The organism is Streptomyces actuosus, from assembly GCF_016921115.1.
In the GTDB taxonomy this organism is placed as follows: domain Bacteria; phylum Actinomycetota; class Actinomycetes; order Streptomycetales; family Streptomycetaceae; genus Streptomyces; species Streptomyces actuosus_A.
In genome coordinates this window covers 335,122-349,002 of the sequence record NZ_JAFFZS010000002.1, presented here as the reverse complement: position 1 = coordinate 349,002, position 13,881 = coordinate 335,122, and the positions used below count along the sequence as shown (strand labels likewise).

At 74.1% G+C, this 13,881-nt stretch carries 11 protein-coding genes; 4 read left to right on the top strand and 7 right to left on the bottom strand.

Annotated features, from left to right (window positions below):
* Positions 1 to 127: 127 nt before the first annotated feature.
* Positions 128 to 1,819, top strand: a complete 1,692-nt coding sequence (gene paaN / locus JS756_RS04475) for a phenylacetic acid degradation protein PaaN (protein ID WP_205381581.1) — start codon at positions 128 to 130, stop codon at positions 1,817 to 1,819.
* 138 nt (positions 1,820 to 1,957) lie between these two features.
* On the opposite strand, the gene JS756_RS04470 is transcribed toward paaN, so the two are convergent.
* From JS756_RS04470 to JS756_RS04440, 7 genes are all read right to left on the bottom strand, one after another.
* A complete protein-coding gene (locus tag JS756_RS04470; protein WP_205381580.1) occupies positions 1,958 to 2,719 on the bottom strand; it encodes a TrmH family RNA methyltransferase in 762 nt (253 codons plus the stop codon).
* A gap of 10 nt (positions 2,720 to 2,729) precedes the next feature.
* Positions 2,730 to 4,001, bottom strand: a complete 1,272-nt coding sequence (locus JS756_RS04465) for an HTTM domain-containing protein (RefSeq protein WP_205381579.1) — start codon at positions 3,999 to 4,001, stop codon at positions 2,730 to 2,732.
* Positions 3,998 to 5,032: a DUF5819 family protein gene (locus JS756_RS04460; RefSeq protein WP_205381711.1), complete on the bottom strand. Its 1,035-nt coding sequence runs from the start codon at positions 5,030 to 5,032 to the stop codon at positions 3,998 to 4,000. The genes JS756_RS04465 and JS756_RS04460 overlap by 4 nt, the downstream gene beginning before the upstream one ends.
* Positions 5,033 to 5,468: 436 nt before the next feature.
* Positions 5,469 to 5,798, bottom strand: coding sequence for a rhodanese-like domain-containing protein (locus JS756_RS04455; RefSeq protein WP_205381710.1), 330 nt, complete (start codon positions 5,796 to 5,798; stop codon positions 5,469 to 5,471).
* A gap of 56 nt (positions 5,799 to 5,854) precedes the next feature.
* Positions 5,855 to 6,658 carry a hypothetical protein gene (locus tag JS756_RS04450; protein WP_205381578.1) on the bottom strand — a complete coding sequence of 268 codons (804 nt, stop codon included), beginning with the start codon at positions 6,656 to 6,658 and terminating at the stop codon, positions 5,855 to 5,857.
* 163 nt (positions 6,659 to 6,821) lie between these two features.
* Entirely contained in the window at positions 6,822 to 7,685 is an 864-nt protein-coding gene (locus tag JS756_RS04445; protein WP_205381577.1) for an LLM class flavin-dependent oxidoreductase, read from the bottom strand.
* A gap of 288 nt (positions 7,686 to 7,973) precedes the next feature.
* A complete protein-coding gene (locus JS756_RS04440) occupies positions 7,974 to 9,566 on the bottom strand; it encodes a DUF2252 domain-containing protein (RefSeq protein ID WP_438817284.1) in 1,593 nt (530 codons plus the stop codon).
* A 583-nt stretch (positions 9,567 to 10,149) separates the two neighbouring features.
* Here JS756_RS04440 and JS756_RS38510 point away from each other — a divergent pair.
* From JS756_RS38510 to JS756_RS04425, 3 genes are all read left to right on the top strand, one after another.
* On the top strand, positions 10,150 to 11,001 hold the full coding sequence (locus JS756_RS38510) for a hypothetical protein (protein WP_205381576.1): 852 nt from the start codon (positions 10,150 to 10,152) through the stop codon (positions 10,999 to 11,001).
* An 89-nt stretch (positions 11,002 to 11,090) separates the two neighbouring features.
* Entirely contained in the window at positions 11,091 to 12,278 is a 1,188-nt protein-coding gene (locus tag JS756_RS04430) for a DUF6545 domain-containing protein (RefSeq protein WP_205381575.1), read from the top strand.
* Positions 12,275 to 13,699, top strand: a complete 1,425-nt coding sequence (locus JS756_RS04425; RefSeq protein ID WP_205381574.1) for an FAD-dependent oxidoreductase — start codon at positions 12,275 to 12,277, stop codon at positions 13,697 to 13,699. Before JS756_RS04430 ends, JS756_RS04425 begins: the two co-directional genes overlap by 4 nt.
* Positions 13,700 to 13,881: the final 182 nt, after the last annotated feature.

The window sequence follows — 13,881 nt, the reverse complement described above, 5'->3', positions numbered from 1 at the left end:
GATGCGGCAGGCCCCCTTGTCCCGACCGATCGTTCGGTTACTCTAACTCCGACTGGCTGTTCCTGCCCATGTTCTGCCCAGGTCATGAACTCGACGGCGAGTTCTTCACACGAGGAGTTGGTCCCGCATGGCCGCCGCACTGACCGTCCACGAGCTGATCGCCAAGCACCGGCCGACCCTCGACCAGGCGCTGGAGACGATCCGCACGCGCGCGTACTGGTCACCGCACCCCGAGCACCCGAAGGCCTACGGGGAGAACGGCAGCCTGGACGCGGCGGCGGGCAAGGCCGCCTTCGACGCCCTGCCGGGCACCCGGCTCGACCTCGGCCAGCCCGGCACGGACGGCTGGGTCGGCGGCGAGGTGTCGCCGTACGGCATCGAACTGGGCGTGGAGTACCCGCACGCCGACCTCGACGTGCTGCTTCCGGCCATGAAGGCGGGCCTGCGGGCGTGGCGCGACGCGGGGGCGGAGATCCGCGCCGCGGTATGCCTGGAGATCCTCAAGCGGATCAGCGACCGCACGCACGAGTTCGCGCACGCCGTCATGCACACCTCCGGCCAGGCGTTCATGATGGCGTTCCAGGCCGGCGGCCCGCACGCCCAGGACCGCGGCCTGGAAGCGGTGGCGTACGCGTACGTGGAGCAGGTCCGCACCCCCGAGACGGCGGAGTGGACCAAGCCGCAGGGCAAGCGGGACCCGCTCGCGCTCACCAAGCAGTTCACGCCCGTCCCCCGCGGCATCGGCCTGGTCATCGGCTGCAACACCTTCCCGACGTGGAACGGCTACCCGGGCCTGTTCGCCTCCCTCGCCACCGGCAACGCCGTCGTGGTCAAGCCGCACCCGCGCGCCGTGCTGCCGCTCGCGCTCACCGTGCAGGTCGCCCGCCAGGTGCTCACCGAGGCGGGCTTCGACCCCAACCTGGTCGCGCTGACCGCCGAGCGCCCCGGCGAGGGCATCGCGAAGAACCTCGCCACGCGCCCCGAGATCCGCATCATCGACTACACCGGGTCCACGGCCTTCGGCGACTGGCTGGAGGCCAACGCCACCCAGGCGCAGGTCTACACCGAGAAGGCCGGCGTCAACACGGTGATCGTGGAGTCGACGGACGACTACAAGGGGATGCTGTCCAACCTGGCCTTCTCCCTGTCGCTGTACAGCGGCCAGATGTGCACCACCCCGCAGAACCTGCTGATCCCCCGGGACGGCATCCGCACCGACGAGGGCCCGAAGACCTTCGACGAGGTCACCGCCGACCTCGCCCGCGCGGTCGGCGGCCTGCTCGGCGACGACGCGCGGGCCAACGCCCTGCTCGGCGCCATCGTCAACCCGGACGTCAAGGCCCGCCTGGAGGCCGCCTCCGGTCTCGGCGAGGTCGTCCTCGCCTCCCGCGAGGTCGCCAACCCCGACTTCCCCGGCGCGGTCGTGCGCACCCCGGTCGTCGTCAAGCTGGACGGCGCCAAGCCGGACGCCGAGGCGGCCTACATGAACGAGTGCTTCGGCCCGGTCTCCTTCGCCGTCGCCGTCGACTCCGTCACCGACGCGATCGAACTGCTGCGGCGCACGATCCGCGAGAAGGGCGCGATGACGGTCGGCGCGTACACCACCGACCCCGAGGTCGAAGAGGCCGTGGAGGAGGTCTGCCTGGAGGAGGCCGCCCAGCTGTCCCTCAACCTCACCGGCGGGGTGTACGTCAACCAGACCGCGGCCTTCTCCGACTTCCACGGCTCCGGCGGCAACCCGGCGGCCAACGCGGCCCTGTGCGACGGCGCGTTCGTCGCCAACCGCTTCCGTGTCGTGGAGGTCCGCCGGCAGGCCTGATGCGATGACCGGCAGGGTCGGCAGGCCCTGCCGGAAACCGGCGGTTCCTCCCGGTAGGCCCTGCCGGGAGGAACACGGCGTCCCCGCGGGGCGGGCTTCCGCGGGCGACGGCGTCCCCCGCCTCGTCGGGCGGCTCGGTCAGAGCGCCGGCCGCGCCGCGGTGTGCCCGCCGAGGCTCCAGTGGTACAGCGTCATCGCCACGCTGGTCGCGAGGTTGTAGCTGGAGACCTGGGGCCGCATCGGCAGCGACAGCAGGCGGTCGGCCCGCGCGCGCAGGTCGGACGACAGGCCGCTGCGTTCGGAGCCGAAGGCGAGGACCGCGTCGTCCGGGAGCTCCACACCGCGGAGGTCCTCGCCCTCCGGGTCGAGCGCGAACAGCGGCCCGGGCGGCAGCCCGGCGGCGTCCAGCCGCTCCACCGCTGTCGCGAAGTGCAGCCCGGCGCCGCCGCGCACCACGGTGGGATGCCAGGGGTCGAGCGTGCCGGTGGTGACCACCCCGGCCGCTCCGAAACCGGCCGCCAGCCGGATCACCGCGCCCGCGTTGCCGAGGTTGCGCGGATGGTCCAGGACGACGACGGGGGCGCTGCGCGGCACCTGCCGCAACCGCTCCAGGTTGGCCTCTCGGGAGGGCCGTACGGCCAGGGCGGCCACCCCGGTGGGGTGCGGGCGCGGCACGAGTGAGGTGTACACGGTCTGCGGGACCTCGGTCAGCAGCGCCTCCAGCGGCTGCCGCACGTCCGGGGCCAGCTCGCCGGCGAGGGCGAGGGCGGCGGCCCGGTCGACGGCGACCGCCACCGGCACCTCGGCGCCGAAGCGCACGGCGTGCTTGACGGCGTGGAAGCCGTCGAGCAGCACGCAGGTGCCGGCGCACCGCTGCCAGTCGCGTACGGGATCGGTCATGCCGTGCAGCCTACGTAGGCGACACGGGCGTGGGTGACGCCGCGGGCGGGGAAGCCGCCGGAGGGACGGCCGCAGCCGGGCCCGCCTGCGGGTGCGCCGCGTCCCCCGGGGCGCGCGGCACGGGCAGTCCGGCGGTGCCGCGGCGCCGGGACAGGCGTCCCCGTGCGCGTGCCGCCCACCCGCTCACGCGGTGCAGGAAGGACGTCGGCAGGAACACGGCGTCCGCCGCGATCATCGCCAGGGAGAAGAACGGCAGACCCAGGACGACGGCGATCACGGCGTGCTCGGTCATCATCAGCGCCAGCAGAACGTTCTTCACCCGCCGGTTGAACAGGGTGAACGGGAAGGCGACCTGCACGACGACCGTGCCGTACGTCACCAGCAGCACCATGGTGCCGCTCGCCGCCAGCAGTCCGCCGAGCGCCGGCCACGGCGAGAAGTAGTCCAGGTGCAGCGGGTAGTACACGGCCGTACCGTCCTGCCAGCGCGAACCCTGGATCTTGTACCAGCCTGCCGTCGCGTAGATCAGGCAGGCCTCCACCATGATCACCAGCAGCGCGGCGTTGTGCAGGACGTTGCCGATCACGTCGAGGAGGATCCGCGGCTCGGCGGTGCGGCCGGACCGACCGGTGAGCCACCACAGCGCGTGCGCCACCCACATGCCCCACAGCAGGGCGGGAACCAGCGGCTCCGTCCAGTCGAACCGGCCCAGCGCGGTGGCCGCGACCAGTACCGCCCCGAGCACGGCCCACAGAGCGGGGCCGGCCCGGTCCACGACGTGCTCGCCGCGCGCGCGTGACCGCTGCGTGCGCCGCGCGCGGCGCGCGTCCAGCGACCACACCCGGCCGCAGCGGGTGAAGACGAGGTACAGCGACATCAGGTGGAGGACGTTGTCGCCGCCGTCGCCCATGAAGACGCTGCGGTTCTGCAGCGACAGCACGCCCACCATGAACAGCACCGATGCCGTGCGGGTGCGCCAGCCCAGGGCCAGCGACGCGGCGGAGACGACCGCGAGCGCGTAGACCGCCTCGAACCAGAGCCGGCTGTCCGACCACATGAGCGTCGTGAAGGCGTGGTTCATGCCGAGCAGTTGCTGGGCGAGGTCCCAGCTCCACGGGCTGTCGGGGCCGTACAGCTCCTCCCGGTGCGGGTACTCGCGCAGCAGGAACAGCAGCCACGTCGCCGCGAAGCCGATGCGGATGACGGCCGACTGGTAGGGGGCGTGGGCCGCCTCGGTGACCCGGGCGATGGCCGTGGAGAGCTTCGAGGAGAACCGGTTCATCGCACGCCTCCGCCGGTCTCGTCCGCGGGAACGACCCACCAGGGCATCACCCGGTACACCGGTTCCAGCGACACCTGCTCACGGCTCCAGGAGGGCGGGCGGACGTTGGTGGTGCGGGAGCGGACCTGGACCCGTTCCACGGCGGCACCCTCACCGGGCGCGCCCTCGCGCCGCAACCGCAGCACCGCCACGCGCCGCAGGTACGACTCGGAGAGCGTGCCGCGTGGGCTCACCGCCCGGTTGTCGGCGTTGTGCGTGGCGGTGAAGTAGTCGAAGGCACGGCGCAGTTCGTTCTGCTGGGTGTGGCTCGGCAGCAGGTTTCCCTCGATGGCGCGGCCGTCCTCGGCGGACAGGTCGTACCAGCCCGTGGTGCGGACCTCGCCGCCGGCGGTACGCACCTGGGCGCGTACCTCCACGGCGATGTTCTGCTGGAGCGGGTTGGGCGCGAACAGCTTCCAGTTCTGCTCGAACTCCGGGTAGACCCAGTCGTCGATCGCCTCGCCGTGCCGCTTGGTGACCGTGTTCGACGGGGCGACGTGCAGGAACACCACGCCCAGGTGCAGGCACACCGCGATCGCCACCACCGCGAGCGCGGCGGCGGCACCGATCCGGTAGCGCAACGAGAGCGCCGCGACGCCGGTCCGCGGCGGAGCAGGGGACACCCCCGGCTCCGGTGCCGCGGGCGGGGCGGGGACCGGTGCGATCGGCGGGGCGGGGGCCGCCGAGGCAGGTTCTGCCGGCGCGGAGTGCTCTGCCCGTGCGAACGGCCCAGCCGCTTCCGCCGGTTCCGGTTCCCGCTCCGGTTCCGCTGGGGATGCCGGTGCCGGTGTCTGCGGGGCGGCCGGGGCCGGGTCACAGGCGGTGGGTGGTTCGGCGTCCGTGCGGGTGGGCGGGGCAGCGGGGGCGGGTGGGGCGGCAGCGGACCCGACGCTCACGGCGGTGTCCGGACGGGTGGGTACGGCGTCGTCCGGCCCCGCATGCGGGGCGTCCGCACCGCCGTCCTGCGTGTGGTGTCCGCCGTACGCGTCCATTCCGCCCCGTTCCCCGATTCCGGTCTCGTCCCGCGCCCGTCGGACGGCCGCCCGCCGCGCCGCCGCCGGGCGCTCGCGCACGGAACGGTACTCAGCCTCGCGTGTCCGGCACAGCCCCGGTCGGGCCGGGGCCACCTTACGACGCCGTTCCGCGCGGGCCCCGCCCGGAGTCGAAGGGACGGGTCACCGGTGGGACGGTCCCGTCCCCGCCCGGCCGGTCGGCGCTCGGTACCCGTCGGCGACGGGCGGCACGGAGAGACGACCGGCGCGGCGGCACGGGACCGATACGGAGGCACGGGACGGGCGGAGGGACGGGACCGACACCGAGGCACGGCCGGTGCGAGGGACGGGACCGACACCGAGGGGCGGGAACCGGAGTCGCGCCCGCGAGGAGGGACCCGGAACGGATCCGGGAACAGGGCCCGGCGACGTCCCCTTACAGGACGTGACCGGGTTGCCCCGCGTCGGTCACCACCGGGCGGCCCGCGGCCTGCCAGAACTGCATGCCGCCGTCCACGTTCACCGCGTCGACGCCCTGCTGCACCAGGTACATCGTGACCTGTGCGGACCGGCCGCCGGAACGGCAGATCACATGGACCCGCCCGTCCTGCGGCGCCGCCTCGGTCAGCTCGCCGTACCGTGCCACGAACTCGCTGATGGGGATGTGCAGCGCCCCCTGGGCGTGGCCCGCCTGCCACTCGTCCCGCTCACGGACGTCGAGCAGGAAGTCGTCGTCCTTGAGGTCGTCGATCCCGACCGTGGGCACACCAGCTCCGAAAACCATGCCCCCGACGCTACCGGACGCGCTCGCGGCGACGAGGCCTACGACTGCCCGGCCAGTGCGCTCAGCTCGTCCTCCCGCGCGGCGACGTCGCCCAGCAGCTTCTCGGCGATGTCCTCCAGCAGGCGGTCGGGATCGTCCGGGGCGAGCCGCAGCAGCGATCCGATCGCGCTGTCCTCCAGCTCCCGCTGCAGGGCGGTGAGCATCTCCTTGCGCCCGGCCAGCCACTCCAGCCGGGCGTACAGCTCCTCGGCGCGGCTCGGACCGGCCTCCTTCGGCGCCGGTCCGGCTGCCCACTCCTCGGCCAGGTCCCGCAGCTCGGCCTCGTCACCGCGGGCGTAGGCGGCATTCACGCGCGTGATGAACTCGTCGCGCCGCCTGCGCTCCTCCTCCTGCTGGGCCAGGTCGGGGTGGGCCTTGCGGGCCAGGTCCCGGTAGAGCCGACGGGCCTCATCGCTGGGGCGGACCCGCTGCGGGGGCTGTACCGGCTGCTCGGTGAGCATCGCCGCGGCCTCCGGGAAGAGCCCCTGGCCGTCCATCCAGCCGTGGAACAGTTCCTCGACCTCCGGCATCGGCAACAGCCGGGAGCGCAGTTCCTCGGCGCGGCGCCGGTCCTCGGGGGCGCCGGTGCGCGCGGCCCTGGCCTCCGCGATCTGCGCGTCCAGCTCCTCCAGACGGGCGTACATCGGGCCGAGCCGCTGGTGGTGCAGCCGGGAGAAGTTCTCCACCTCGACACGGAAGGTCTCCACCGCGATCTCGTACTCGATGAGCGCCTGCTCGGCGGCCCGAACGGCACGCTCCAGCCGCTCCTCGGGCCGTGACTGCTCACTGTCCGGGGTCGTCATCCGAACAGCCTAGCGCTGCACTCCGGCCACGGCCGGAGCACGGCGGCCCCGCCGCCGACAGCACCCGCCCGGCGCCCGGCACCACCCCCCGGCACTCGGCAGGCACCCGCACCGCACGAGCCGGACGCCCCGCAGGCAGCCCGGTGCGCTCGGGACCGGAGGGTCAGAGCAGCGGCGGTCCCGCCTCGACGCGGCGCAGGACCGGGGGCAGGCGGTCCAGGGCGGGGCCGGTCTGCACCTGCCGCTCGTCCCACCAGGTGGCGCCGGCGTCGCGCAGCGGACCGATCACGTCCCGGGCCCTGGCCGCGTCCGCGGGCGTAGCACCTCCGAGCACGAACTCGAAGGGGTGCTCGGACCCGGCCGTGCGGTGCCTGCGCACATAGCCGATCAGGTCCCGTGCCTCCGCCACATCCGGTACGTGGCCGTGCCGGGCCGTCTCGAAGAGCGGTACCGCGCCGTCCCACCGCGCTGCCCGCCGCATGGGCGGGCGGCGCGGCCAGAATCCGCCGATCCACACCGGTGGACGGGGCCGCTGCACGGTGGCGGGCAGCAGTGTCACGTCCCGGACCTCGTAGTGCCTGCCCTGGTGGTTCACCGGCTCACCGGACCAGAAGCGCCCCAGGACCTCCAGCCCCTCGTCCAGCCGTTCGCCGAGGAGACGGGGCTCGGCGGCGTCGCCGAAGCTGCGGTACTCGTCCTCGACCGGCCCGCCCAGGCCGGCGGCGAAGATCGCCCGGCCGCCGCTGAGATGGTCCAAGGTGGCCACCTGGCGCGCGAGTTGCTGCGGACGGTAGCGGGGGACCGGCGTCAGCAGGGTGCCCAGCCGGATGCGGGAGGTCGCCAGCGCGGCTGCGGTGAGCAGCATCCAGGGGTCCGCGAAGGGGCGCCCCTGGTGCTGCCGGTGCAGTACGTGATCCCAGACGAAGAGTCCGTCCCAGCCTGCCTGTTCGGCGGCGACCGCCACGGTCACGACGTTGTGGGGATCAGCGAAGTCACCGAAGTTGGGAATATTGACGGAGAAGCGCATCCCAGCAGGATGCGCAGCCGACGACAGCACGGCAACGGTAAATCGACGCCGTGGCGGGCGAGTTCACGTCAGGCGCCCGCACAGGGGTCCGCCGACCGCTTCGCGACCGGGACGGGCCCGGCCCGCGCGCCCCTTGCGGCCCGGGCCCGGCCGACCGCCCCGAGACCGGAACGGCGCCAGGACCGCGGGACCGGTTGCCGGGACGGCGCCAGGACCGGCCCGGGACCAGGCCGGGAAGCCGGAGGGCCTCACCCGAGGGTCCCTGCCGGCCACAGGCCGGGATCGCTCCTAGACCCCCGTCTCCGCGGCGATCCGCCCCGACCGGACCGCCGCCAGCAGGTCCGCGTGGTCGGCCTCGGTGCGGTCGGCGTAGGCGACGGCGAACGCGGCCACCGCCTCGTCCAGTTCGTCGTTCTTGCCGCAGTAGCCCGCGAGGAGACGCGGGTCGGCGCTGTGGGCGTGGGCGCGGGCCAGCAGCGCTCCGGTCATCCGGGCATAGTCGTCGACCTGGTCGGCGGCGAGCGCGGCCGGGTCGACGCTGCCCTTGCGGTTGCGGAACTGCCGGACCTGGAAGGGGCGGCCGTCCACGGTGGTCCAGCCGAGCAGGATGTCGCTCACGACCTGGATGCGCTTCTGCCCCAGCACCACCCGGCGCCCCTCGTGACCGGGGGCCGGCACGTCGAAGCCGGCAGCGGCGAGGTGCGGCACCAGCGCCGAGGGCCGCGCCTCCTTCACCTGGAGCACCAACGGCTCGCCCCGGTGGTCCAGGAGCAGCACGACGTAGGAGCGAGTGCCCACGCTGCCGGTGCCGACGACGCGGAAGGCCACGTCGTGCACCGCGTGCCGGGCCAGCAGCGGCAGCCGGTCCTCCGGGAGCGTTCCGATGTAGGACTCCAGGGACGCCGCCACGGCCGCGGCCTCCTGGTCCGGCACCCGGCGCAGCACGGGCGGCGCGTCGACGAAGCGGCGCCCGCCGTCCTCGGCCCGCTCGGTCGACTTCGCCGCGAAGCGGCCGCTGGTGTTGGCCCGTGCCTTCTCCGAGACCCGCTCCAGCGTGCCCAGCAGGTCGTGGGCGTCGGCGTGGGAGACGAGTTCCTCGTCGGCGATGGCGTTCCACGCGTCCAGGACCGGCAGCTTGGCCAGCAGCCGCAGGGTGTGCCGGTAGGCGCCGACCGCGTCGTGGGCCGCCGCACGGCAGGTGTCCTCGTCGGCGCCTGCCTCGCGGCCCGCGAGCACCAGCGAGGCGGCGAGCCGCTTCAGGTCCCACTCCCAGGGGCCGTACACCGTCTCGTCGAAGTCGTTGAGGTCGATGACCAGACCGCCGCGCGCGTCGCCGTACAGGCCGAAGTTGGCCGCGTGGGCGTCGCCGCAGAGCTGGGCGCGGATCCTGGTCACCGGGGTACGGGCCAGGTCGTACGCCATGAGGCCCGCGGAACCGCGCAGGAACGCGAACGGCGTGGCCGCCATCCTGCCCACCCGTATCGGCGTCAGCTCGGGCAGCCGGCCCCGGTTGGACTCCTCGACCGCGCTCACCGCGTCCGGACGCCCGGTGTCGAGGTCGAGCTCGGCGTGCGCCGCGCGGGGCACCCGGTGGCGCAGCGCCTTGCCCTCCGCCTTCGGCGAGCCGGCCGGCCCGTCACCCGCGCCGGACCACTCGGCGAACCCCCGCACCCGCGGCAGCCGCCGCACCGCGGCCCCCGAGGAGCCCGAGATGCCCGACGTACCCCGCGAACCCGAGAGCCCCGACGACTCCGAGGACTCCGAGGACTCCGAGGACTCCGAGGACTCCGAGGACTCAAGCAACTCCGGTGATTTCGGTGATCCCGGTACTTCCGCCGGAGGCACCGTGCGCCCGCCCGCCGCCACACCCGTACCAGTCATTCCGACCGCCTCCCCCGCACTCACCGCACACCAGGACGAACATCAACTGGAGCCGACCGTACAGCCGGCGGCGGAAACGCGTCAGACCCTGTGGACGACTCGCCCTCTCCCGAAGCGCCCCGCCCGGCCACCGGGAGCCCGCGCACCTTGAGAGCATCGGCAAAGCCGCCGACCGTCACCGCAGGTACGGCGGTCCGGAACGCACACGGCTCCTTCCCTTCGGCGAAGGAGGGCAATTCCGACCGGCGTGATTCGGCCGATGTGAAGCGCCCCTTCCTGTTCGGCTCCGGCCCGCACCCGGCGGACATGCGCCAACACCCTTTGCTGTGCGTTGAGTTGACAAAGTCCGGAGCGTAGGGTGTCGGCTCCGCGCCTACGCCGGGTCCCTCGTGGAATCCCCTGTGGCCGGCACGGGTGAGCGCGTGTACCGGCGCGCGAAGCCCGATGCCTTCCGCCGAGGAACCGTGAGTGAGCGGCGCTCGATTCGAGCCGTCGGGATGCTCGACATGCTCGGCACGAGGCCGAAGGCACCGCTGGACCGCGACGACGGGGAGGCAGACCAGTGACCGCAGGTGCGAGGGCGATGCGGCGCCTCAGCGCCCGGCTCGTCGAGAACCTGACGTTGCCTCCCGGCGGCGGGGATGTCGTCCCCGCGCTCGGCGAGGCACTCAGCCGTGTACGGGGCAGACCGGTCCGGCTGCGCGCGGCGGCCTTCCCTCCCCTGACCGCGAGCGGGCTCTGGGTGGACCGTGTCGACCACGACCTCATCGTCTACGAGGAGAACACCGAGCCGGAGCACCAGCTCGTGATCATCGGTCATGAGGCCTGGCACATGTTCCAGGGCCACTGCGGCGGCGTCACGCACCACGGCCCCGTGGCGTCCCGCGCGTCGGGCGGCGAGGCGTCGACCGTTCTGGCGGACGTCGTGGCCTCGGTCACCGCGTCGGAGACGGGCGTACCGGAACCGGGGAAGCACGGGACCGCGGAAAACGGTCCCGGGGAGTACGGGCGGCCCGCAGCTCCCGGGCCCCGGGACCCCGGGGCCGCCGGTTCCCGACCGGCGACACCGCCGACCACCCGGTCCGCACCGCCGAGGTCCGCACAGGCGAGGTCCACCCGGCCGTGGTCCACGCCGCCGGGCACCGTGAAGGCGGGGGGACCCGAGGCGGAGGCGGTCGAGGCGGCAGGGACAGCCGGGGCGGCACGGGGAAGACCCGTGAAGCCGAGGCACGTCGCCTCCGTGTTCGCCGCCTTCCCGTTCGCCGGGCGCGGCGACACCCGCGAGGGCGAGGAGGAGCGCGACGCGGAACGCTTCGGCTTCCGGTTCGCGACCGACGTACAGAGGGCGCTGCACGAAACCCGCCCGCCGGGCGAGGCGCACGACCTGGCCGGCCGCATCCAGGCGTCCATGGTCCACCGCATCCGCCGGATCTGATCCGGCGGCCCCGCCCCCGCCCCCGCCCCCGCCCCGGCCCCGGCGCCGCGCGCCCGCACCGTGCCCGTCCCGAGAAGGAGAACAGCAAGGTGACGTCCGGGCCGGGCAACCTCATGTACTTCAGCAGCGGGGGCGCCCTGCTGCTGGTCTGCGCGGTGAAGGTGCCCGCGCTGATCCAGCGGCCGCACGACGCGCTGCTGCGCGCGGCCTGCAGACTCCTCTTCGCGGGCGGATGCATCATGTTCCTCGCCGCCCCGGGCACGATCGTCGCGCTCAACCGGCTCACCGGGATCACCAACTTCTCCGCCCCCGTGGTGTACGCGACGCTGACCGCGTACTCCGGTTCGAGCCTCCTGCTGATCATCCACTGGCGGCCGGGGCCCGCGGAGCAGACCCGCCGCCTGGCACGCCGGTGCACGGCCTTCTACGGCCTGGCGATCGTCGCCGTCTTCCTGCTGTTCGCCGCGGGCAGCACTCCGGTGGAACAGATCACGCTGTTCGACGTCTACTACGCCGACACGCCCTTCATCCGGGAGATGATCGTCACCTATCTCGTCGCCCACGGTGTCGCGGCGACCGCCAACATCCTGCTGTGCCTGCGCTGGTCGCGGCAGATCGGCGGCTGGCTCCGCGCGGGTCTGCGGCTGCTCGTCTCCGCCTACCTGATGCACCTGTCGTACGACGTCACCCGGCTCGCCGCCGTGGGAGCCCGATGGTCCGGGCACGACCTGGACTTCCTCGTCGACGAGGTCTCGCCGCGGTTCGCCGCCCTGTCCGCCTTCCTCGGCGCCGTCGGCTTCGCTCTGCCGCTCGCCGGTCCCCGCGTGGCGGAGACCGTGCGGGCCGTGCGCCGGCTGCGGCAGCTGGCACCGCTGTGCGGGCTCCTGCAACACGTGCCCGCCCCCGGTGCCGTCCGCACGCTGCTGTCGTGGTGGCGCACCCCGCCGACCGTGCTGCTGACGAGCCGGAAGACAGCCCTGTACGACGCCCTCCTGGCGCTGACGCCCTACTGCGACCCCGCGGTGCGCGACGCGGCCCACGCGGCAGCCCTGCGGTCCGGCGACGACGCGGCCCGCGCCGCGGCCGTCGCGGACGCCGCCATGATCGTCACGGCGGTCCAGCGGCAACGTGCCGCACCGGGCCGGGTGCCGGACCGCGCACGCCCCTCGCCGTGGCGCTCACCGGCCCTGGCCCCCATCTCCCGGGCACTGGCCTCACCCGTCGTCCGAGGCATCCGCCGGCACGACCGTGCCCCCGCAGAAAGCAGCACGCCATGAAGGAAACCCCGAGCCGGACCGCTGCACGTGCCGTCGTCGTCGGGGGCAGCATCGCCGGGATGCTCGCCGCCGCGGCCGTCAAGGACCACGTGGGCAGCGTCGAGATCATCGAGGCCCACGACCTGCCCGACGGACCCGGCCCGCGGGTGGGCGTACCCCAGGCGGCACACCTGCACCTGCTGCAGTCCGGCGGCGCCGAGGCGATCGACGGCCTCCTGCCCGGCGTCCTCGACCAGTTGCTGGCCGAGGGCGCGCACCGCATCCCGATGACCACGAACACGGTCATCCACTCCCCCGAGGGCTGGTACCGCCGCTGGCGGCGGGCCACCCACTACCTCGTCGCCGCCAGCAGGGACCTGACCGACCACGTGGTCCGGGAGACGGTGCTCAAGGACCCGCGCGTGCGCGTACGCCCCCGCACCACGGCCGTCGGGCTGCTCGGCGACCGCAGGCAGGTCACCGGGGTGCGCCTGCACGCCGACGGGCAGGGGGAGACCGAGCTGACGGCCGACCTCGTCGTCGACGCCTCCGGCCGGGCCTCCCGCACCCCGCAGTGGCTCGCCCGGCTGGGCATCGGCGGCCTGCGCCGGGACCGCATCGACTCCGGGCTCGTCTACGCCAGCCGGATCTACCGCGCCCCGGTGCCCACCCGGGACTGGCCCATGGTCGCCGTGAACGCCGACCCCCGTCTGCCCCGTCCCGGCAACGCCGGCGGCATCCTGCCGATCGAGGGCGACCGCTGGCACGTCAGCCTGATGGGCGCCCCCGGCGGCCGGCCCACCCGCGACGCCGACGCCTTCGAACCGTTCGCCCGCACCCTGCGCCACCCCGTGGTCGCCGACCTCCTCGCGCACGCCGAGCCGCTCACGGAGGTGAGCGTCACCCACAGCACGGCCAACCGCCGTTCCTACTACGAGCGCCTCGCCTCCTGGCCGGAGGGCCTGGTGGTACTGGGCGACGCCGTCGCGGCCTTCAACCCGGTCCACGGGCAGGGCATGTCGGTGGCCGCGCAGGGCGCCGCCGCGCTGCGCGACCTGCTCCGCGACGGCCCGGCCGGCGGACCGTCCGCGGGACTGGCCCGCCGCGCCCAGCGGGCCGTCGCCCGCCCCGTCGACCTCGCGTGGGCCCTGGCCGTGGGCCAGGACATCCACTTCTCCACCACCACCGGCCGCAGCCCGAACCTCGCCGACCGTCTCCTGCACCGCTACGTCGGCCGCCTGTCCCGCACCGCGACGGGCTCTTTCCGCGCCGCGACGGCACTCACCGACGTCCTCACCCTCCAGGCCCCGCCCGTCACCCTCGTCAGGCCCGACGTCCTCCTCGCCGCACTCGCCGGCCCACTGCGCCCGCAGCTGGACGGCCCCCCGCTCACGGCCGCCGAACACCACCTCCTGAACTCCGCACCGAAACGCCCCCGGTGACCGGCCCCACCTCACGCGACGCCGACGGCACCGACCGTGCCTCCCGCAACCGGAGATCGCGGGCCACGCCCGGGCCGTTCCACCCGGTCACTCCCCGTCCGCCGCCATGATGCCGACGCATTCCCGGAGCGCCGCGTGCAGCGGCGCCACGAAAGCGGCGAGCTCGGCGTCCGACGCCTTGT